Origin of the sequence: Dyella terrae (genome assembly GCF_022394535.1) — a bacterium.
GTDB lineage: Bacteria > Pseudomonadota > Gammaproteobacteria > Xanthomonadales > Rhodanobacteraceae > Dyella.
This window is the reverse complement of the sequence record NZ_CP089414.1, coordinates 2,782,016-2,804,118: the sequence shown is the minus strand read 5'-3', so window position 1 is coordinate 2,804,118 and position 22,103 is coordinate 2,782,016. Positions and strand designations below refer to the sequence as shown.

Sequence of the window (22,103 nt, the reverse complement as noted above, 5' to 3'; positions counted from 1 at the left end):
CGCGATGCTTTTGGGTGCTGCCAGCGCAGCATTTACACACCGCGAGGCCCGGCGTGGCGGTCACCGGTCCGAAGCGAAGTCCGCATTCGTGTACCGTTCCCCACTGGGTTTAGCGTCCCAGCATGGAGAACGGCATGTCGCGGAATCGTCTGTTTAAACCTCTCGCTCTTCTCGTAGCCCTTGTACTGGGCACCGGCACGCTCGCTGACGCACGCGCGCAAGCTGCCGCACCGGCCCCGGTGGCCAACGCGCAGCCTTCTGGCGTTTACTACGAAATCTTCGTGCGCGCCTGGTACGACACCAATGGCGATGGCATCGGTGACCTCAACGGCGTCACCGCCAAGCTCGATTACCTCAAGCAGCTGGGCATCAGTGGCATCTGGCTGATGCCGATCAACAGCTCGCCGAGCTACCACGGCTACGACATCACCGACTACTACGGCATCAACCCGCAGTACGGCAGCACGGCTGACCTCGAAAAGCTCGTGGCCGAAGCGCACAAGCGCGGCATCGCCGTGACCATGGACATGGTGATCAACCACACGGCGAAAGAGCACCCGTGGTTTGTGGCAGCGCAGAACCCCAGCGACACGCATCGCGACTGGTACACCTGGACGTCCAAACAGCCGAACCTGAAAACGCTCAGTGCCACGGACACGCCGATCTGGCACGCCGGCAACGAGGGCTGGTACATCGGCGATTTCGGCGGTCACATGCCCGATCTCAACTACGACAATCCGGCGGTTCGCGCCGAGATGATCAAGGTGGGGCAGTACTGGCTCGATAAGGGTGTGGACGGCTTCCGACTGGATGCGGCCAAGCACATCTACGTCGACTTCAAGACCGATGTCGGCAACCCCAATGCGTTGGCGAAGAACGTGCAGTGGTGGGGCGAGTACCACGACGCACTCGCCAAGACGCATCCCAACGTCACGCTGGTGGGCGAGGTGAGCGCCAAGTCACCCAAGGAGCTTGCGCCGTATCTCAAGCCGCTAGGTTCCATCTTCGATTTCCCGCTGGCCGAGCAGATGATCCTCAGCGCCAAGAGCGAAAACGCCGCGCCGTTGGCGACGTTGCTCAAGGCCACGGTCGATGCATACAAGGTGGCGGGCGATACGCCGCACATTGACTCCACGTTCCTGTCCAACCACGACCAGGAACGTGTGATGAGCCGCCTCAAGGGCAACCTCGATCACATGCGCGTGGCGGCAGCGATGCTGCTGACACTGCCGGGCCGGCCGTATATCTATTACGGCGAAGAGCTGGGCATGGAAGGCAAGAAGCCGGACGAGAACCTGCGCGAACCGATGCGCTGGACGCGTGAGGCAGGTCCGGGCGAATCGCGCTGGAAGCCGTCAAGCGTGAATCAGGGCGGCGTCGTGTCCGTGCAGGCGGAGCAGGACGATCCGAATTCGCTGTACGCCACCTATCGCACGCTGATCAGCTGGCGTGCGCAGAACAGCGCACTGCGTGACGGCGACCTTACCGTGCTGGCTACCGGCAAGCCGGGCCTGCTCGCCTACTGGCGCAACGACGGCAAGCAGAAGCTGCTAGTGGTGCATAACCTTTCCGGCAAGGCCGCGGTGTGGAAACCTAAGGCGGATCTCCTGCCCAAGGACGCCGCCGTGTTGATGACCACCAAGCCACAAGCCGCGCTGGACAACGGCAACCTCACACTTCCCGCCTATAGCACCGTGGTGATCCGCTGATGCGTACAAGGCTGCTCGCGCTGGCGCTGTTGTCCGCCATGACTGCCACGCCGGCGATCATGGCGGCGCGCAACGATGCCAGCGCCGACCGCATGGAACTGACCCTGCCCAAGGGCAAGGTTGAGCTGCGCCTGCTGGCGCCGGGCATCGTGCAGTTGCGCGTCGACGGCACACGCGAGCCAGCCACGCCGGTGGTCGATGAGCAGGCCAGCTTCGAACCGGTGGACGTGAAGCGCGAGACGCAGGGTGACGAACAGATCCTGCGTTCGGATCGGCTTGTCGTGCGCTGGAATCCTCATCGTGCGGAGCTGAAGATAGAAGACGCAGCCGGCCACCTTCTGCTCAGTGCCGATCTTTCGCGCGCGACGGATGGTCGATGGTCGCTGCGCCATGCCAAGGACGATCCGCAGTACGGCATTGGCGGCCTTAACGCGTTTGATGCCGAAACGGGCGATCTGATTCGCCAGGGCAAACAGATCGCCACTGCTGGCAAGCAAGGGCACACCGGAGCGCCTTTCGTGTGGAGCACGGCCGGTTACGGTGTGCTCGCTGATGCGGAACCGGCACAGTTCAATCTCAGTGCGACGGATATCGGGATCCAGTCAAAGCAGCAAGCGACGCACACGGATGTGCCAGTACCGCGAGCGCAGGATGCGCAGGAGCGGCCGGTGCGCACGATTTACTTGCTCGTCGGTGGGCCCGACGCACTGTTTGCTCAGCTGCGCCAGATCAGCGGCGCTTCGCCGATGTTTCCTAAGTGGGCCATGGGCTTTACCAACAGCCAGTGGGGCATCGACCAGAAGGAAGTGCTGACGCTGGTGGATACCTATCGCGCCAAGCACATCCCCATCGACAACTTCACCTTCGACTTCGACTGGAAGGCGTGGGGTGAGGACATGGGCGAGTTTCGCTGGAACACCGACAAATTCCCGGACGGTCCCGACGGCAAGCTCAAACAACAGATGGACCAGCGCGGCATGCACATGACCGGCATCATGAAGCCGCGCGTGCACGTGAACACGGTGGAAGGGCGCGAGGCGACGGCGCGAGGCTATTGGCTGGCGCAGTCGAAGGAAGCACCTGACTACTTCTCGCACAAGCCAGTGCGTGACGTGGACTTCGACAAGCCGGAAGTGCGTGCATGGTTTTTCAACGATGCGCTGAAGCACTCGTTCGACACCGGCATCGTGGGCTGGTGGAATGATGAAGCCGACGATAGCGGTGTCGATACCCAGTTCCTCAATATGCAGCGCGCTATGTATGACGGCCAGCGCGCTATCAGCGATAAGCGCGTGTGGTCGATCAACCGCAACTTCTACCTGGGCTCGCAGCGCTACGCCTATGGCGTGTGGTCGGGCGATATCCAGAGCGGCTTCGCCAGCATGGCCGCGCAGCGCCAGCGCATGCTCGCCGCGTTCGATGTAGGCGCGATGCATTGGGGGATGGACGGTGGCGGTTTTAAGGCGCCTCGCCCCACTGACGAGAACTATGCGCGCTGGATCCAGTTTGGCGCTTTCACGCCCGTGTTCCGTGTGCACGGTGACTTCGGCCAGAAGCGTCAGCCTTGGGTCTATGGCCCGATCGCGGAGAAAGCCGCGACGGACGCGATTCGCCTGCGCTACTCGCTGATTCCTTACATCTACAGTTATGAATACCAGGCGCATGCGAACGGCGTGGGACTGGTACGCCCGCTGCAGTTCGCCTATCCGCAGGACCCGGCGCAGCGGGATCGCGTGGATGCCTGGATGTTCGGCGACTACCTGCTGGTCTCGCCGGTGGTGGAGCAAGGGCAGACGACCAAGCGCCTGCGCCTGCCACAGGGACACTGGATCAACTGGTTCGACGGCAAGGCGTACGAGGGTAATCAGGAAATCACGCTTGCCGTTGACGCGGCTAGCTGGAGTGACATCCCGCTGTTCGTACGCGAGGGCGCCATCATCCCGCAGCAGCCTGTGATGGACTACGTCGGCCAGCAGCCGGTGACGGCGCTGGATGTGCAGGTATTCCCGTCCGATAGCGAAACGCATTTCGACGTCTATGACGATGATGGCGAGACCTACGGTTACGAGAAGGGCAGGTATTTCCTGCAGTCGTTGTCCGTGCGTCGTCAGGGCGAGGTGGTGAGCTTCCGTGTCGCAGCACCGGTCGGTAGTTTCAAGCCCGTGGTGCACGACTATGTGCTGGCCATCCACGGCCATCCTTCCACCATGGTGAGCGGCGATGGTTCAGCGCTGCCGCAGGCCACGAGTCTCGACGCGTTGCGCGCGTCGAGCGGCGAAGGCTGGACACGTGGACATGATCGGTTTGGCGAGGTGACCTACGTGAAGATCGAAGCAGGCAAGGCGAAGAACATCCAGTTGTCGACGCAGGCGGTGCAGCCGTGAGCGGCCGTTCCATGCATCGCACTCGCATCGCGCTGGCCTGCGCGGCATGGCTGATTGTCGGCGCTGTGCAGGCAGAGGCGATCACCCCGCAGGGCAACGTGAGTTGGCAGGGCAAGGTCGCCAGCATGAGTGCGCAGGCCGATGGCGGTTTCATGTTGCACGCTCCCGCGGGTGATCGCGCCATTCCAGCGCAGAAGCTGACAGTCCACACCGCGAGCCCGTTGTTCGATGGCTTGTTTGCCATGGCGCAGGACGACCTGAGTCACGACGCCGTGTCCGCCATCAAGGATGGCGCCTACGACCACGGGCAGGAGATTCCATGCGTGTGCTACGCCACGGGCGAGAAGTGGCCGTACGTGTGGACGCGCGACCTGTCGTATTCCATCGACCTCGCGCTGTGGCGCATCGATGCGGACCGCGCGCGCAACTCGCTACGCTTCAAGCTGTCCGACGTGCGCGAGCCCTCCGTGCCGCAGGGCCTGTACGTGATGCAGGACACCGGTTCCGGTGGCAGCTGGCCGATCAGCACCGATCGCGTGGTGTGGTTCCTCGGCGCGCGCCACTTGCTCGACGACAAGGCCTTTGCTGACGATACCTGGACGGCGTTGAAGGACACGCTGGCGCAGGATCGCCTTTACATCTTTGACTCTGCGCTGGGTCTGTATCGCGGTGAAACCTCGTTCCTTGATTGGCGCGAGCAAACCTATCCAGCGTGGACGGAGAAGGACGTACGCTTCATTGGCGAGTCCTTCGCGCTGTCCACCAATGTGTTGCACTACCAGGCGCTGCAGCTTGCTGCGCAGATGGCGGAGCAGCGACACGACGCAGGCGCCGCCGATTATCGCGCGCAGGCACAAGCGCTGAAGCAGGCGATCAATACGCGGTTCTGGCGCGCCGATCGCGGCATGTACATGAGCTACATCGGAGCCGGGGCGATGCCGGTCGATAGCTACGACCTACTCGCTATCGCGTTGGCCGTGACCAGCGGCGTGGCCGATACAACAAGGGCGAAGCAGACGCTGGCGAACTATCCCGCCTGGTCGGCCGGCAGTCCGGTGATCTGGCCTGAGCGTAAGGACCAGCCCGTCTATCACAACCGCGCCATCTGGCCGTTCGTGAGCGCGTATTCACTGCGCGCCGCGCGCACGGTGAACGACGCGCCGCGCATCGCGCACGAGATGGAGTCGCTGCTGCGCGGCGCCGCGCTTGCCTCGTCCAATATGGAGAACTACGAGCTGGTCTCGCAGGCGGTGCACGTCGACGAGGGCAAGCTCAGCGGCCCGGTGGTGAATTCGCCGCGGCAGTTGTGGTCGGTGGCTGGCTATCTCGACATGGTCGTCAACGGCGTCTTTGGCGTGGGCGACGATGGCAGCATCGATCCGAAATTGCCGGCCTCATGGCTCGCTCCACTGTTTGGGCAGCAAGCCAGGATCACGCTGGATCTTGGCGACCAGCGCATCACGTTGCTACGGCCAGCCAAGGTCGATGGCGACCTGTTAGTGGCGCAGTCGCAACATCGCGAGGGCAGCGAAACCGTCGTCCAGTTGAAGGCGATTCACTCCGGCGCGAAACCCCTGCGCACCGACGCACCGCTGTTTGGTCCCGACATGCCAGATGCACCAACTGCGGCCGATACGCCGAGCGGCTGGCAGGTCAGCTTCTCCGGCAAGGGCGTGCTGTATCTGGATGGTCGCCGGGTGGGTGCCATCGACGGCAGCCTTACGGTGCCCAAGGGCATGACGCGGCAGTGCTTCCAACTCACACGTGTGGGTGATGGTGGTCTGGAATCACTGCCCAGCCTCCCAACCTGCAAGGGTGAGGAAGTGCGTGTGGCGGGACACGGGCCTTGGACATGGACGCCGGCGAGCAGCGGCCGTTTCGCGGTCTCGTTCGACTACGCGAACGACCATGGCCCCATCAATACGGGCGTGACGGCGGCGGTGAGGATGCTCGACGTCTCGTGCGATGGTGCAGCGCCACAGCGCGTGCCGGTCGTGATGCCGCATAGTGTGGGGATGCAGCGCTCCACCACCGCCACCTTTATGGCCCAGGGAGGAACGGCCTGCCGCTTCCGTCTGGACCAGGGGTTCAACATGAGTGATCTGCGCCATAACGCGCATTACACCGGCGAGCAAGGTGGGGCGGGCGGCCCGGTGAACGATGCGTCTGTCGAAGCGATGCTGGTGTCGCCTGCGCCACAGGGATCTTCCGCACCATGACGCGCAAGCCCGAACTTTCGTTCTGGCAGATCTGGAACATGTGCTTCGGTTTCCTTGGCATCCAGTTCGGCTTTGCGCTGCAGAACGCGAACGTCAGCCGCATCTTCCAGACCTTGGGCGCGGATGTTGGCGACATTCCCGCGCTATGGATCGCGGCGCCGTTCTCCGGTCTGTTGGTGCAGCCGATCATCGGCTACCTGTCGGATCGCACGTGGACGCGACTGGGGCGTCGGCGTCCGTATTTCCTGATCGGCGCGGTGCTCACCACGCTGGCCCTGCTGTGCATGCCCAATTCGCCGGTGCTGTGGGTGGCGGCAGGTTTGCTGTGGATCATGGACGCCTCGATCAACGTTTCGATGGAGCCGTTCCGCGCCTTCGTGGGTGATCAGTTGCCGCCGCGCCAGCGCCCGGTGGGTTACGCCATGCAGAGCTTTTTCATCGGCGTGGGCTCGGTGGTGGCCTCGTTGTTGCCTTGGCTGCTCGCCAAGCTCGGCGTGAGCAACGTCGCGGGCGAGGGCGCCATTCCCGACACGGTGAAATACGCGTTCTACCTGGGCGGCGTGGTGCTGCTGGGATCGGTGTTGTGGACGGTGCTGACCACGCGCGAGTACCCGCCCGGTGAGTTGGAGGCCTTTACCGACAATCCGGTGGATGCCGGCGAGACGGAAGCCTCGGGCGCATGGCGCCTCGGCGCTGCGCTGATCGTGGCGGGCATCGTGTTGTTGGTGGCCATTCGCTACTACGGGCTGGAGAAGGAGCTCTATCTGCTCGCGGGCGGATTGGCTCTGTTCGGCGCGCTGTTCTCGTGGCTGTCGGTGGCGCGCACCCGCGGCATGCTCCGACAGGTCATGGGCGATCTCTACGGTATGCCGGAAACCATGCGGCGGCTGGCGGTGGTGCAGTTCTTCTCATGGTTCGCGCTGTTCGCGCTGTGGATCTACACCACGGCCGCGGTGACATCGGTGCATTACGGCACCACTGACACGCATTCGGCGCTCTACAGCGAGGGCGCGAATTGGGTGGGTGTGCTGTTCGGTGCCTATAACGGCTTTGCCGCTGTCGCGGCGGCGGTTATTCCTTGGATGGTGCGTCGGTGGGGCTTGCGCGCAAGCCATCTCGTCAATTGCTGGCTGGGCGGCGTGGGCCTGCTCTCGTTCCTGCTGATCCGCGATCCGCACTGGCTGCTGCTGTCGATGGTGGGCGTGGGCTTTGCGTGGGCGTCCATTCTGTCGCTGCCGTATGCGTTGCTATCTGACAACCTGCCGGCGACGAAGATGGGCGTCTATATGGGCATCTTCAATTTCTTCATCGTGATCCCGCAACTGCTGGCGGCGAGCGTGTTGGGGCTGCTGCTGCGCCTGTTCTTCCACGGACAGCCGATCTGGGCGTTGGCGATGGGCGGCGCGAGCCTGGTCGTTGCTGGCTTGTGCACGCTGCGCGTGGCGGAGCCTTCGGCGCAGTTATCGGCAGCCGAGGCGTCCTAAAACAGCGACGCCGACTAAGTTGGGGCATCAGCGGGGTTTGAGGCTGGATTTCCGTACGGTCAGTTTTGCCGGAAGCATCGCGCTTTCCGCCGGCTGGCCGCGGATCAGGGCCAGCAGATTGTCGACCAGGATCTCACCCGCCAGATGGGTGTCCTGCAGCACGGTGGTCAGCGGTGGATTGACGAAGCTGGCGACCGGAATGTCATCGAAGCCGGCTAGCGCCACGTCGTCGGGCACCCGCAGACCGTGGTCGGCCAGTGCCCGCATGGCGCCGATGGCGATCAGGTCGCTGGCGGCGAACACGGCGTCGAACGCCACGCCACGCGCCATCAGTGTTTCCGCAGCGTTGTAGCCGGATTGTTCGGTGCTTTCGGCGTTCACCTGCAGCAACGGTTCGGCATCGAGGCCGGCGTCGTTGAGCGCGCGCGCATAGCCGCGGTAGCGATCGAAGAACTCGGGATAGTGGCTGGAGGCATCGCCGAGGAAGGCGATGCGCTGACAGCCCTGGTCCAGCAGATGCAGGGTGACGTCCCGGCCGCCGCTGACATTGTCGCAGCCCACGGAGACATCCGGCTGGTCGGGCAGCACGGCGCCCCAGCGCACGCAGCACGTGCCCTGATCCACCAACTTCTGCAGCTTGTCGCGGGTGGCGAGGTAGTCGCCGTAGCCCAGCAGGATGATGCCGTCGGCCTTTTTGCTGTCCGCGTAGTCGGCGTGCCAGTCGCGCGAAAACTGCTGAAACGAGATCAGCAGGTCGTAGCCGCGCTGTGCGCTGGCCCGCGTGATCGAGCCCAGCATCGACAGGAAGAACGGATTGATGTGCGACTCGTCGGCGGTCGGGTCCTCGAACAGCAACAGGGCGAGCGTGCCGGTGTGCTTGGCGCGCAGCCCGGAGGCGTTCTTGTCGACCTTGTAGTTCAGCTCATCGACCGCCGCCTGGATGCGCCGGCGAGTCTCCTCGTTGACCAGCGGACTGCCGCGCAGCGCGCGCGACACCGTGGACTGGGAAACCCCGGCCAAGTGAGCGATATCGAATGAAGTGACTTTTCCCTTGATCTGCACGCCGAGATGACCCTTGAGCAGTGCCGACCGCGGTCCGTGTGGCCCGACGGTTGGTTGGCGCAAATCCTATCCGCTTGAGTGCTCGCTGTCCTTTCGCTTCGGTGTTCCGGGCAGCAGGCATAAAAAAAGCCCCGAGGATTAGGGGGGAATCCTCGGGGCCGGGGTGGCAGCAAAACCCAGGGGAGAGGTTTGCTGACCGGTTGGGTTCGTCCAGGGAGGTGGCGAACCCGAGGACGCCGTTGCGTGCATCCGATAACTAAGAACGCAGGACGGAGCAAAAGTTGCACACGTCAGGCCGATTTTGGTTAGGGATGGTTCATTTGATGAAATGTTAACGGCTGGCCTTCAACGCCAGTGCGCGTCCTTTAGCCAAACGTAGAGCACGACCTGGAGCGCTATCGAAACCAGGGCCAGTCCAAGCAATGCGACGCTCAGGCCGATGGCGATGTTTGCCATCGGAATACGCCGGTTTCGCCGCGCTAGCCACAGACCTGCCGTCGCCAATCCCAGGCAAAGTATTTCAAGGACTCCTCCGGAGGCGGAAGCGTTACCGCTCCAGCGACCGTCGACCTCAGGTCAAGTAGGTTTCCGAAGAAATTCCACGCACTCAGCAGGAGATCCCAGGCGGAATCTCCAAGCATTTTGCGCCAAGCCATCCACGAGCCAGTGAGCAGACACAACCACGCGCCGATACTCGCAAGGCATGCGATACGTGCCGACGTCCCTGGCGCGATCTGACGGCTAGCGATCATGGATGTCGCTTTACATGGCGACTTGGCGGCGGGGTTTGATCAATGCGCCTCACCCCAGTTGGCTCCCACGCCCGCTTCCACCAGCAGCGGCACGGATAGCGTCGCCGCACCGGACATGCGCTCGATGACACCTGCGCGCACCTCGTCCACCACATCCTTGCGCACTTCGAATACCAGTTCGTCGTGCACCTGCATGAGCATGTGGGCGTCGTCGGCGCGCGTTTGCAGCCAATCGTGCACAGTGATCATGGCGCGCTTGATGATGTCGGCCGCTGTGCCTTGCATCGGCGCGTTCACCGCGGCGCGTTCGGCGCCCGCGCGCAGCGCCTGATTGCGTGCGGTGAGGTTTTCCAGATAGAGACGGCGACCAAACAGCGTTTCCACGTAACCGTCGCGGTGAGCTTGCTGGCGGGTGGCTTCCATGAAGGCATGCACACCGGGATAGCGGGCGAAATAGCGCGCCATGTAGTCGCTGGCTTCGCCACGATCCACACCCAGTTGGCGCGCCAGGCCGAAGGCGCTCATGCCGTACATCAGGCCGAAGTTGATTGCCTTGGCGGCGCGGCGCTGGTTGGCGCTGACCTCTTCCGGCTTGAGCCCGAACACTTCGGCGGCGGTGGCGCGGTGCACGTCGCCGCCTTCGTGGAAAGCTTTGAGCAGGCCTTCATCGCCGGACAGGTGAGCCATGATGCGCAGTTCGATCTGCGAATAGTCGGCCGCCAGTACCACCCAACCCTCCGGAGCGACGAAAGCCTGGCGGATGCGGCGGCCTTCCTCGGTGCGGATGGGAATGTTCTGCAGGTTGGGATCGGACGAGGACACGCGGCCCGTCGCCACCGAGCCCTGGTGGTAGCTGGTGTGCACGCGGCCCGTGCGCGGATTGACCATCTGCGCCAGCTTGTCGGTATAGGTGGAGCGCAGCTTGGCGAGGCCGCGGTAGTCGAGGATCAGGCGCGGCAGCGCGTGATCGTCCGCGATGGCTTCGAGCGCTTCCTCATTGGTGGACGGCTGGCCGGTGGGTGTTTTCACCTTGACCGGTAGTCCCAGTTCATCAAACAGCACCGCCTGCAACTGCTTGGGCGAATCCAGGTTGAACTCGTGGCCGGCGCTTTTCCAGGCTTCCTGCTGTAGTTCCAGCATGCGCTTGCCGAGTTGCTGGCTTTGCATGCGCAGCTCGCTCACGTCGATCAGCACGCCGCGCTGCTCCATCGAAGCGAGCACGGGGATAAGCGGGATCTCGATGTTCTCGTAGATCGAGCGCAGCGTCGGTTCGCTTTCCAGCTTGGGCCACAGGGCGTGGTGCAGGCGCAGCGTGATGTCAGCGTCTTCGGCGGCGTAGCGGCAGGCGGTATCCAGGTCCACCTGCGAGAACGGAATCTGCTTGGCGCCCTTGCCGGCCACCTGTTCGTACTTGATGGTGTCGACGTCGAGGTATTTCTTGGCTAGCGAATCCATGTCGTGGCGCGTCGCCGTGGCGTTCCATACGTATGACTCCAGCATGGAATCGTGCTTGAGGCCCTGCAGATGGATGTCGTAGTTCGACAAGATGTTGATGTCGTACTTCGCGTGCTGACCCATCTTCGGGCGGCTGGCGTCCTCGAAGAAGGGCTTGAGTGTAGCGAGCACGTGCTCACGCGATAGTTGCGCCGGCGCGCCCGGGTAGTCGTGAGCAAGCGGCACGTAGCACGCATGGCCCGGCTCCACCGACAGGCTTAGGCCGACGATGTCCGCCTGCATCGAATCGATGGAGGTGGTTTCCGTATCAAACGACACCAGCGGCGCTGTGGCGATCTTCGCCAGCCAGCCGTCGAACTGTGCCTGCGTGGTCACCAGTTCGTACTGACCGGCCATCGAAAGGTCTTGTGCGCTACCTTCCAGCAGGAGCGCGCCTTGTGCGCGACCGGTTTCGGAGGAGGCACTCGGCGAGCCCGTGTCGCGCGCGGGTTGTGCTCCTGCCGTGCCGTTGGTTTCAGCCTCGAGATCCTTCAGCGCCGCCTTGAATTCATAGCGCGCATACAATTCGCGCAATTGCTCGACGTGGCGTTCATGGAACTTCAATTCGGCAACGGACTGGTCCAACGGCACATCGATCTTGATCGTCACCAGATCGCGCGACAGCGGTAGCTGCGGCAGTGCGGCGCGCAGGCTCTCGCCAATCTTGCCGCTGACCTTGTCTGCGTTCGCCATCAGGTTGTCGAGTGTGCGGTACTCGGATAGCCATTTGGCTGCGGTCTTCGGGCCGCACTTGGGTACGCCCGGCACGTTGTCGACGGTGTCACCGGTGAGCGAAAGGAAGTCGATGATCTGCGTGGGCTCGACACCGAACTTTTCCATCACGCCCGCGCTGTCGGTGGTCGTGTTGGTCATGGTGTTGATCAGGGTGACGCCCGGCCGCACGAGCTGCGCAAGATCCTTGTCTCCGGTGGAAATTTCCACCTCGATGCCCTGCGCATGCGCCTGTTCGGTTAGCGTGCCGATCACGTCGTCCGCTTCCACGCCACCCACGCGCAGGATAGGAAAACCCAGCGCGCCGACGATGGCCAGCATGGGCTCCACCTGCGCGCGCAGATCGTCTGGCATCGGCGGGCGGTTGGCCTTGTATTGGTCGTAGAGCTGGTTGCGGAAGGTGGGGCCGGGGGCGTCGCTGACGAAGGCGACGTAATCGGGTTTCGCCTTCAGCGTAGAGCGCAGCATGTTCACTACGCCGAACAGGGCACCGGTGGGCTCGCCTTGCGAGTTGGTGAGCGGCGGGAGCGCGTGGAAAGCGCGGTACAGGTACGACGAACCGTCGATAAGAATGAGCTTGGCCATGCCGCATTCTCGCATGCGTGCCGGGCTGAGGGCGCCCTCCGTTCAGGCCGGGCTGGCGTGGCCGAGTGTCGTCCATCGACGACGTTGGGTGAGGCATACGGCCGCTTCACAAGCCATGCGGTTTTGCGCTGTTATGCTCCATTTCCCACAGGAGGCCGTCATCATGAAACCCGTTGTTCTGCTCGCTGTTCTTGGTGTGGCCGTCGCGTCGAATGCGCTTGCCCAGTCGTCTCCCAGTCAGTTCCCGCCGGCACCGCCGCCGCCGGGCATGAACGATCCGGGTGTGCAGGCCACGCCGCCACCGCCGGCACCCAAGGTGCCGTCCAAGTCCTCCGCCTCGTCCGCCTCCAAATCCGGCCAGGTATCTGCCGACACGGAAGCGACGTTGAGCCAGCCGGCCACGACCACGCCGGCCACCTCCGACGCCCAGCCGCGCGATCCGAACGGCAACGCGCCGCCGCAGGTAAAGGTGCGCACCGAAGGTGACCAGACGATCCAGGAATACAGTCGCAGCGGTCAGGTCTATATGGTCGTGGTGACGCCCAAGGGCGGCATTCCGCAGACCTATATGGTCGATCAGAAGGGCGCGTGGACGAACCAGGCCGGTGAGCACGTAAAGCCGGTCATGTACAAGGTCATCGAGTGGGGCAAGAGCCGCCCGGCGAGTGACCAAGACAGCGGCGGTTAGTTAGCCGCGCATGACCACGCTGCCGAGCGAGTTGGTATGAACCTGCGCGAGAGCTGGTTGCTCTTCGCGCTGGGTTCGGCGTTTTTCGCGGCGCTTACGGCGCTGTTCGGCAAGATGGGCGTGGCGGGGATCAACTCCAACCTCGCCACCTTCATTCGCACCATCGTGATCCTGCTGGTGACGGCCGGCATTCTCAGTTTGAGGAATGAATGGGCACGCCCGACCGGCCTGCCCGTGAGCAGCTGGGTATTCCTGGTGCTTTCGGGTATCGCCACGGGTCTCTCGTGGCTTTGCTATTACCGCGCGCTGCAGCTGGGGCCGATCAGCAAGGTGGCGCCCATCGACAAGCTGAGCGTTGCCATCGCCATCGTGCTTGGCATCGTGCTGCTGGGCGAGCAGCTGAGCTGGCCGCTGGCCATTGGCGGCGGGCTCATCGTGACCGGCGCCATCATCATCGCGGTGTTCTGAGCCTCAGCATTCATCCAGCTCGGGATAGTGGCGAAAGATGCCATCTTCATTGAACGGAATGCGTCGATCCGACGCCAGATAGGCGGAGATGTTCGGTCGCGCTGCCACGCGGTCGTGTAGTGCACGCAGTCGGGCGGTGCGGCGGCGTAGACCCTTCATGGTGTTGGGGAACGCATAGTCCAACCCGGACATCAGCTGGAACAGCGACAGGTCCACGTACGAGTGCTTGCGCCCGATGGCGTGTTGCCCATCGCCGCGCTCCAGCACTTGCTCGAAGTAACCCAGGTATTTCGGCATGCGTTGCGTGCAGAAGGCTGCCGCGCGTTTGCGTGCCTCGGCGCGTTGCTCTTCGTAGTATTCCTCGACTGAGATCGGATGGTGCGTGTCGTGCACTTCCGCGACGATGTCGGAAACGGTCTGCTGCAATTGCATCGCGTAGACCTGACCAGTTGCGGACGCGGGTACCAGGCCGTGCCTCGGTGCGAGAAAAGCGAGGATGTTCGCCGTCTGCGCAATGACCTGGCGTCCGGCACGAAGGAACGGTGGTGCGAAGGGCAGGGCACCAGGGCGCTCGCCGCGCAGAAACGGCATGATGGCGTGATCTCCTTTCACGCGCGCGACGTCGGTGTAGGCCGCGCCTGCGTCTTCCAAGGCAAGGCGGACGAATTCGCCGCGGCCTTGGATGCCAGTCCAGTAGTAGAGCTCGTAGCGCATGGCGAAAGTCTTCGTGGAAAACGCCGAGGCTAGGCGGCGAGCATTCAAGGAAGCGTGAGCGGCGGATGTGTTGCTACAGAGACGGTACGCCTTTGCTCAGCGTGCTCAGTTGCTCCCACACCAGTGCCGCCAATGGCGAGAGCGAGCGTTGCTTGCGCTTGATCAGCACCACCTCGCGGCTTTCCTGTGGCGTCAGCGGGCGCGTTACCAGCGTGGGAGGCGGTGGAGCGAGCGCCGGACTGACACTGATGCCCAAGCCGGCCTCCACCATGCGGAAGGCTGTGAGCGTGTGGCCGGTCTGTTGCACAACGTTCGCCTCAATGCCGCGGCTGGCGAACGCGTGGTCAATCAGGCGGCGGCTGCCCGAGGAGTAATCGAGCAGGATCAGCGGTTGCCCCTGCAGCTTGCGCCAGGGTACGCGGTCCAGTTGGGCCAGTGGATGCTCGGGACGGCACACCAGCACGAACGGATCGCGCAGCAGCAGCTCGATATCGAATTCGCCGGTCAGGGGCGGATCGATGGCGACGCCGAAATCCACTTCGCCGCCGCGTACGCTGTCCAGCACCAGGGTCTGCGCCTGGTCGTGCAACTGGATGGTGAGCTCCGGATAGAGCGCGGCGCACTCTGCGATGCAGGTGGGCATCAGCCCGGCGGAGAGGGTGGGGACCGACGCGACGTGCACCTTGCCACGCTTGCGCTCACTTTCTGAGTGCACATGCGAAAGCACGCCCTCCAGTTCGTCCAGCACGCGACCGATCGCGCTTTCCAGGTAGCGGCCGGCGTCGGTGGGCACCACTTCGCGGGTGGTGCGATCGAACAGACGGATACCCAGCTCGGCTTCCAGGTCGGCGATATAGCGACTCACGGCGGGCTGGCTCAGGTGCAGGCTCTCCGCAGCCCGGCGAAAATGCTGCTGACGAGCCACCGCGAGAAAGGCACGCAGCTGGCGCAGGCTGATATTCATGCCTATATGGTATCAGTGAATCAGATAAAACGATTTGATTTATCAATGACCTGGCGGTCCAATAGCGGCAATTCCCCGATGCGTTCCCTACGGCCATGTTCCTGCGTCGCTTCCTGCCCGATCGCTTCACCTGCGCCCTGATCGTCACCGTGCTGCTGGCCAGCCTGCTGCCTTGTCGCGGCACCACGGCGAGCGTGTTCAACGTGCTTACCGATCTGGCGATCGCGCTGTTGTTCTTTTTGCATGGCGCCAAGCTGTCCCGCGAAGCGGTGGTGGCCGGCATGACGCATTGGCGCTTGCACCTCACTGTGCTGGCCAGCACCTTCGTGCTGTTCCCTGTACTGGGCTTGTTGCTGCGCCCTGTGCTGCAGCCGCTGGTGAATCCGTCGCTTTATCTGGGCGTGCTGTTCCTGTGCACGCTGCCGTCGACGGTGCAGTCGTCCATCGCGTTTACTTCGATGGCGCGCGGCAATGTACCCGCGGCGATCTGTTCGGCCTCCGCATCGAGCTTGCTCGGCATCTTTATCACCCCGCTGCTGGTGGGCGTGATGTTGGAATCGCACGGGCAGAATGGGATGAACTGGGATTCGATTGGCGCCATCGTGCTGCAACTGCTGGTGCCGTTTGTAGCCGGTCAGGTGGCGCAGCGTTGGATCGGTCGGTGGGTCGAGCGCAATCGAGCGCTGCTGTCGTACGTCGACCAGGGTTCGATCTTGCTGGTGGTCTACACGGCTTTCAGCGCAGCGGTACTGCAGGGCTTGTGGAAGCAGATCCCGCTGCCTGTGCTTGGAGGCCTGCTGGTGGTCAACGTGGTTCTGCTTGCGATTGCGTTGCTTATCACGCGATATGGTTCGCGCGCACTGGGATTCAGTCGCGAGGATGAAATCACTATTGTGTTCTGCGGCTCGAAGAAGAGTTTGGCGAGTGGTGTGCCGATGGCGAAGGTGTTGTTCGCGGGGCATCCGCTGGGCACGATCGTGTTGCCGATCATGTTGTTTCATCAGATTCAGTTGATGACGTGTGCGGTGTTGGCGCGGAAGTATGCGGCGAGGCCGGTGGAGCTTGAGTGTGGTGGTGGGTCGGAGGAGGCGCAGGTGGTGCGCTGAGGGTTTTCTTTGCTGTTCTGGCTTGAGCTATGTTGGTGTGAGCGATGTCGCTTTTGCTCCCTCTCCCTCCGGGGAGAGGGTTGGGGTGAGGGGTCAATCTAGCCTCACCGTTTGTGTCGTCACCCCTGCGCAGGCAGGGGTCCAGTGACTTTTCGCCCGGTTGTCGCGATACAGCGACCTGGCTCGCCTGCGGCGGGCTTTCGCCCTCCTACCGGAGGCCGAGTCACTTTTCTTTGCTTGCCCAAGAAAAGTAACCCAAAGAAAGGGCACCCCCACTTGGCGCTGGCCGGCGAAGCCGGCCAGTTCGTGAGGGGCGGCCGGGCTTTTCGACAGGGCTTCCTGCCCTGGCGAAAAGGGATCGGCATCCTTGCCGATCCCCCCTGCGGGCCTTTTCGTCCACCCCTCACCGCCGCACAGGGGGCCCGAAGGTCAAAAGCGCCGAGCCGACGGCTCGTGCAGCGGAGCTGCACATCGCATTGCGGCAGGTCGCGTTGCTCCTGCTCAGATGCTCAAAGTCGAGGAAGGGGGGGGGGGCGATGCCCTAACGTGGCGAGTTCTCCACAGCGGTCGAGAGGCATAGCGAAGACTGCTTTAAGTCCTCTCCGCTATGGCGCGTTGCGAAGCGCTTCGAAGTACCCACTGTGTAGTGGCAAAGGTTGCCAAGCAGCAACGTTTCTCACCCGCTCGGGCTTATCCCATCGACATGCTGCGGGCGTTGGCCTGTCAGGCCATTTCTTCGGGTTACTTTTCTTTGGGCCAACAAAGAAAAGTGACTCGAGCGTCCCACGGGACTAGCTTCGCGTCGTCGGCAGACGATCGAAACGCCCGCTGCGTAAGCGGCCAGGTCGCTGTAACGCACGAGGCGATATCCACACTCACGGCTACTGGGTCCCGGCCTACGCCGGGACGACGGCAAAGATGAAACGCCGAGGCGAGCACCCGCCCCTCACCCCAACCCTCTCCCCGAAGGGGAGAGGAGAGAACTGAGGAGTTCTTTCAGCGTCGCACTAGCTCGATCCAAGCAGAATTCTCGAATCCGCCGAAACGGCGAGGCCAGATTGACCCTTCACCCCAAAAGGAGAGACGGCACAAGCGCGATCAATGGCGGAAGTGGCGAATCCCAGTAAACACCATCGCCATACCATGCTCATCCGCAGCAGCAATCACCTCTGCATCACGCATCGAGCCACCCGGCTGGATCACCGCGCTGATACCCGCCGCAGCCGCAGCATCAATGCCATCGCGGAACGGGAAAAACGCATCCGATGCCATCACCGAGCCGCGCACTTCCAGCTTCTCGTCGGCGGCCTTGATGCCAGCGATCTTCGCGCTATACACGCGGCTCATCTGGCCTGCGCCCACGCCGATGGTCTGGCGGTTCTTCGCGTACACGATGGCGTTGCTCTTGACGTACTTGGCTACCTTCCAGGCGAAGATCAGGTCGTCGATCTCGGCGGGCGTCGGCGCGCGCTTGGTGACGATCTTCAGGTCTTCGGGCTTTACTGTCGCGCGGTCGGCGGTCTGGATAAGCAAGCCCGAGCCTACGCGACGGGAGTCGTTGCCCGGATGTGCCTTGGTGAGGTCGCCATCGGCCGGTGGCGGAATTTCCAGCACGCGCACGTTGGCTTTCTTGGCGAAGACTTTGAGTGCGTCGTCTTCATAACCCGGCGCCAGCACCACTTCAACGAACTGGCGATCGACAATGGCCTTTGCGGTCGCCGCATCCACGATGCGGTTGAAGGCAATGATGCCGCCGAAGGCGGAGGTGGGGTCGGTCTGGTAAGCCAGGTCGTAGGCGTGGCCGATACCGTCAAGGCTCACTGCCACGCCGCACGGGTTGGCGTGTTTCACGATCACGCAGGCCGGCTTGGTAAAGCTGCGCACGCATTCCCACGCAGCGTCCGAGTCGGCGATGTTGTTGAAGGAGAGCTCTTTGCCCTGCAGTTGGCGGAACGTGGCCAGCGTGCCCGGCGCGGGATACAGGTCGCGGTAGAACGCAGCCTGCTGGTGCGGGTTCTCTCCGTAGCGCAGGTCCATCAGCTTGACGAAGCGGCCATTGGTCTGCGCGGGGAACGCGTCATGGCCGGCGATGGCGTCGAAGTCGTCGTTGAGCTTGAGTGCGGAGAGATAGTCGCTGATCGCACCGTCGTAGTTGGACACGCGGTTGAACGCGGCGACTGCGAGCTTGAAACGCGTGGCGCGCGAGAGGCCGCCGTGCGCTTCGATCTCCGCCAGCGCTTCGTCGTACTGGTCGGGTGAGGTAAGCACGCCCACGTCGTTCCAGTTCTTCGCGGCGGAGCGCAGCATGGCCGGGCCGCCGATGTCGATGTTCTCGATGGCGTCTTCCAGCGTGCAGTCAGCGCGGGCCACGGTCTGCTCGAACGGATAGAGGTTGAGCACCAGCAGGTCGATCGGTGCGATGTCCAGTTCCGCCATCACGCCGGCGTCGACGCCGCGACGACCCAGCAGGCCGCCATGCACCTTGGGGTGTAGCGTCTTGACGCGACCGTCCATGATCTCGGGAAAGCCGGTGAGTTCGCTCACATCTTTTACCGGGATGCCCGCATCGCGTATCGCTTTGGCGCTGCCGCCGGTGGAAAGCAGCTCCACGCCCTTGGCGGACAGGCGGCGGGCGAGATCGAGCAGGCCCTGTTTATCGGAGACGCTAAGCAAGGCACGGCGAATCGGTGCCGGGGACGCGGCGGACATGAGGCATGTTCCTGAGAGGGAAAGACCTCAATTATAGACCCAGCGCTCTCGGGCGCGCGGTTTGGCCTTCTTTAGGCGCGCAGTACCAGGTGCAACAGCGGAAATGGGCGTCCGCTGCCGTCCAGTTCGGAGCGTCCCATTTCCACGAAGCCGTAGCGCCGATAGAAGCGCACGGCTTGGGGGTTCTGCTCGTTTACGTCCGTGGTCCAGGCCGGGTGCGAGGGCGCCTCGGTGATCACCTGATCGAGCAGGCGACGCCCCAGGCCTTGGCCGTGCAGTGTGGGGTTTACGAACAAGGCTTCGACGTGGTGGCCGTTAGTGGCGATAAAGCCTTCCACGTGGCCGTCGCGTTCGATCACGCGCACGTTTAGCCGTCCAAAGATATGCGGCAGGAAGGAGCGGAAGAAGATGATGTCCTCTTCCGCAAGAAAATCATGTGTGGCGCGAACTGCCGCTTCCCACACTTCCGTGATGCGGGGTTCGTCGGCCGCCGATGCGGCACGAATCGAAATGGGCAGGGTCATGGCTTTCGATCCAGTCGCGCGATTCCGTGCGCGAGCGAGCGGCGTCCCTTCAGAGCAGGCCGTGTGCGGCCAATTTCTTGCGCAAGGTGGCGCGATTGATGCCGAGCACCGCGGCGGCGCGGCTCTGGTTGCCGTCGTGCCAGGCCAATACTTCGCGCAGGAGGGGGCCTTCGACTTCGCGAATGACGAGCGCGTGCAGGCCCTCGTCGCATTCCGTATCGCCGATGTCGGCGAGATAGCGGCGGACGGTGCGGCTGACGCATTCGCTCAAGGCGCTCTGCGACGACGTCTCTTTGGGAGACTCGCTGGCAGGCAGTCTTACGGCGTTCACGGGCATTTCCCCTCACGTTCTGACACGGCGGCTACGTAGGCCACCGCAATGTTTATGGCAATACCGCGGGCGGCGGCTCGCATGGAACGCCGGGTGCAGCACAAGACGAAGGAGCGAGTTTACCCTCGCGTGCCGAGAATTTTAAGTACCCGGTTCGTAAGAGGGCATCTGGCCTTCAAAAACAAAATGTCCTATGGACATGCACTTGCATTGATGGCACGACCTGTGCCTGTGCGGAAACTGACGATAAGAACCGTGCGCTCGCTTGCACTTTTTCGGCAATAGATCGAATGGATGGCTATTCGAAACCGAATTCAAAGGCGACAGCCTTGCCGCCCGGATCTTCCACTTCAAGCATCAGCGCCGCGCTGCCGCCGGGCGGTATGCCTGCCTGCAGCACGGCGTTGTCGCTGAGATATTCCGTGGGACGAAGGCGCCGCATGGCGAGCCGGTTGCCATTGGCATCGGACAGCGTGATCGATACGGTGGGATACGGTTGCGCGAACGGTGCGTCGTTGCGCAGGTTCGTCGTGATGAGCAGTGCGCCAGGCACGGAGGGGTGCGCCTGTACGTCGCGCGCCACCATGATCAGGCGCGAAGTGTCCTGCACCAGCGGTAGTTGACAGCCTAGCGTGGCGCAGGCGCTGCGCAGCAGCGGGCCGGCAGTATCGTCGGCGATCAATACGTCGCGCTTGGCCCAGGCGACCTGTGCGGCCAGCCCGAGCAGCAGCAGCGTACAGGCGGTGATCCATGGCCAGCGGCGTTTTTTCTCCGGCCGGCGCGCGAAACGCGGTGCCACCACGAGGTCGGCAAATTCGTCGAGCACATCGTGCGGAGCTGGTGTCTCCGCGACGGCGGGGAGCTCGGCAGGTGGACGATAGACCGCGAGGTCGAGCCGTGGCGGCAAGTCCAGCGTGCGTGGCGGTAGCTGTTGGAAGGGTTCCGGCGGCAACTGGTCACAGAGGCTTGCCAGTGCGTCGAAGATCGCATCGCAATGTCCGCACACGACTTCGCCGCGCGCCTGCGCAAGCGTTTCCGTATTCACGGAGAACACGGTGAGGCAGCCGGGGCATTGGGCGTACATGCGGACCGTAATGATCGGGCTCGACGGCAAGCCTAGTGCACCGCGCGCGACAAATCACCCGCGCATGAGCCCAGATCGTGAATGGTCACTCAGTTACGGTGATGCGGAGCGTGATGAAACAAGAGCCGCTCTATCAGCCACTCTTGCGTCGCCCGCTGATGCGGACCCAATCTTCCTGTGTCTCCACGCGGAGCTCTTCGAACCACTCGGCGTAGCGAGTCAGCAGTTCGTCCTCCTGGCCTTGCAGGATGCCGGAGATGGCGAATGGTGCACCGGGTTTGGCAGCAGTAGCAAAGGTGGGCGCCAGTTCGCCGAGCGGGCCGGCGAGGATGTTGGCGATGAAGACGTCGGCAGGCGACGCGCAGGGATGCGCTAGTGCCGCGGGCGCAGGATGCGCAGGAGCGGCCGAGGCCGCGAAATCTTCAGGCAGATAAAGCGCGAGGCGGTCCGCCACTTCGTTGCGTTCGGCATTGTCCGCAGAGGCCGTGAGAGCTTGCGGGTCGTTGTCCACGCCTACGGCGCTGGCGGCGCCAAGCTTGAGTGCGGCGATGGCGAGGATGCCGGAGCCGCAGCCGAAATCGGTGATGCTCTTGCCCTTCAGATCCAGGCTGTCGAGCCATGCGAGGCACAGCGCGGTGGTGGGGTGCGTGCCGCTGCCGAAAGCGAGGCCCGGGTCCAGGCGTACCACGACGATGTCCTTACCGGCCGGTGGCTCGATATTCCACGGATAGATCCACAGGCGCTGGCCGAATTGCATCGGCTTGAACTGGTCCATCCAGGCGCGTTCCCAGTCCTGGTCGGCGATGTCGCGGAACTGGATGTGGTCGGGCTCCAGCCAGGGCAGCAAGTCGCCCAGCGCTTCGCCCAGGCCGCGGCGATCCGTATCGGCCTCGAACAGCGCGTTGAGCGTGATGGTCGGCCACAGTGGCAGCTCGCCTACGCCTGGTTCGAAGATGGCTTGCTCGTCTGGCGTCTCCGCATCGGCGTCCTGCAGCGTGACGGACAGCGCGCTGAGGTCATCCAGCGCTTCTTCGACGCGAGGCTGTTGATCGGCGCGGATGGTGAGCGAGAGTTCGAGCCAGGGCATGGGGATA

The 22,103-nt window shown here is 63.3% G+C and carries 16 protein-coding genes; 7 read left to right on the top strand and 9 right to left on the bottom strand.

The genetic code is table 11. The annotated features are described in order from the left end of the window. Positions 1 to 134 precede the first annotated feature (134 nt). Genes DYST_RS12130 through DYST_RS12115 form a run of 4 tightly spaced genes read left to right on the top strand, consistent with a single transcriptional unit; the run spans position 135 to position 7,796 of the window. Positions 135 to 1,709: an alpha-amylase family glycosyl hydrolase gene (locus tag DYST_RS12130; protein ID WP_239945907.1), complete on the top strand. Its 1,575-nt coding sequence runs from the start codon at positions 135 to 137 to the stop codon at positions 1,707 to 1,709. Further along, on the top strand, positions 1,709 to 4,093 hold the full coding sequence (locus DYST_RS12125) for a TIM-barrel domain-containing protein (protein ID WP_239945906.1): 2,385 nt from the start codon (positions 1,709 to 1,711) through the stop codon (positions 4,091 to 4,093). Before DYST_RS12130 ends, DYST_RS12125 begins: the two co-directional genes overlap by 1 nt. Before the next feature lie 11 nt (positions 4,094 to 4,104). Beyond that, entirely contained in the window at positions 4,105 to 6,312 is a 2,208-nt protein-coding gene (locus DYST_RS12120) for a Six-hairpin glycosidase-like protein (RefSeq protein ID WP_239952106.1), read from the top strand. Beyond that, entirely contained in the window at positions 6,309 to 7,796 is a 1,488-nt protein-coding gene (locus DYST_RS12115) for an MFS transporter (RefSeq protein WP_239945905.1), read from the top strand. Before DYST_RS12120 ends, DYST_RS12115 begins: the two co-directional genes overlap by 4 nt. Before the next feature lie 27 nt (positions 7,797 to 7,823). Here the strand turns inward: DYST_RS12115 and DYST_RS12110 are convergent, their stop codons facing one another. Together DYST_RS12110 and polA are read right to left on the bottom strand one after the other, a co-directional pair. Beyond that, entirely contained in the window at positions 7,824 to 8,852 is a 1,029-nt protein-coding gene (locus DYST_RS12110; RefSeq protein ID WP_102301099.1) for a LacI family DNA-binding transcriptional regulator, read from the bottom strand. A 797-nt stretch (positions 8,853 to 9,649) separates the two neighbouring features. Beyond that, positions 9,650 to 12,421, bottom strand: a complete 2,772-nt coding sequence (gene polA, locus DYST_RS12105) for a DNA polymerase I (protein ID WP_239945904.1) — start codon at positions 12,419 to 12,421, stop codon at positions 9,650 to 9,652. A gap of 163 nt (positions 12,422 to 12,584) precedes the next feature. Here polA and DYST_RS12100 point away from each other — a divergent pair, with 163 nt between their 5' ends. Next, positions 12,585 to 13,109 (top strand): DUF2782 domain-containing protein, encoded by a 525-nt coding sequence (locus DYST_RS12100; RefSeq protein WP_102300943.1) that lies wholly within the window; start codon positions 12,585 to 12,587, stop codon positions 13,107 to 13,109. Between the two features lie 36 nt (positions 13,110 to 13,145). Beyond that, positions 13,146 to 13,577 (top strand): EamA family transporter, encoded by a 432-nt coding sequence (locus tag DYST_RS12095; RefSeq protein WP_239945903.1) that lies wholly within the window; start codon positions 13,146 to 13,148, stop codon positions 13,575 to 13,577. A gap of 3 nt (positions 13,578 to 13,580) precedes the next feature. Here DYST_RS12095 and DYST_RS12090 read toward each other — a convergent pair whose 3' ends face one another. Together DYST_RS12090 and DYST_RS12085 are read right to left on the bottom strand one after the other, a co-directional pair. After that, positions 13,581 to 14,291: a glutathione S-transferase gene (locus tag DYST_RS12090; RefSeq protein WP_239945902.1), complete on the bottom strand. Its 711-nt coding sequence runs from the start codon at positions 14,289 to 14,291 to the stop codon at positions 13,581 to 13,583. 73 nt (positions 14,292 to 14,364) lie between these two features. Continuing rightward, entirely contained in the window at positions 14,365 to 15,255 is an 891-nt protein-coding gene (locus tag DYST_RS12085) for a LysR family transcriptional regulator (RefSeq protein ID WP_239945901.1), read from the bottom strand. 95 nt (positions 15,256 to 15,350) lie between these two features. Here DYST_RS12085 and DYST_RS12080 point away from each other — a divergent pair, with 95 nt between their 5' ends. Then, complete coding sequence (locus DYST_RS12080) at positions 15,351 to 16,361, top strand: bile acid:sodium symporter family protein (RefSeq protein WP_239945900.1); 1,011 nt, start codon at positions 15,351 to 15,353, stop codon at positions 16,359 to 16,361. 1,098 nt (positions 16,362 to 17,459) lie between these two features. On the opposite strand, the gene purH is transcribed toward DYST_RS12080, so the two are convergent. The 5 genes from purH to prmA form a co-directional block, all read right to left on the bottom strand. After that, a complete protein-coding gene (gene purH, locus DYST_RS12075; protein WP_239945899.1) occupies positions 17,460 to 19,070 on the bottom strand; it encodes a bifunctional phosphoribosylaminoimidazolecarboxamide formyltransferase/IMP cyclohydrolase in 1,611 nt (536 codons plus the stop codon). Positions 19,071 to 19,141: 71 nt separating this feature from the next. Further along, a complete protein-coding gene (locus DYST_RS12070) occupies positions 19,142 to 19,594 on the bottom strand; it encodes a GNAT family N-acetyltransferase (protein ID WP_199178855.1) in 453 nt (150 codons plus the stop codon). Positions 19,595 to 19,643: 49 nt separating this feature from the next. Then, entirely contained in the window at positions 19,644 to 19,931 is a 288-nt protein-coding gene (locus DYST_RS12065; RefSeq protein ID WP_046970233.1) for a helix-turn-helix domain-containing protein, read from the bottom strand. A 292-nt stretch (positions 19,932 to 20,223) separates the two neighbouring features. After that, positions 20,224 to 21,009, bottom strand: a complete 786-nt coding sequence (locus DYST_RS12060) for a zinc-ribbon and DUF3426 domain-containing protein (protein WP_275666800.1) — start codon at positions 21,007 to 21,009, stop codon at positions 20,224 to 20,226. 133 nt (positions 21,010 to 21,142) lie between these two features. Continuing rightward, complete coding sequence (gene prmA, locus DYST_RS12055; protein ID WP_239945897.1) at positions 21,143 to 22,096, bottom strand: 50S ribosomal protein L11 methyltransferase; 954 nt, start codon at positions 22,094 to 22,096, stop codon at positions 21,143 to 21,145. Between the last annotated feature and the right edge of the window lie 7 nt (positions 22,097 to 22,103).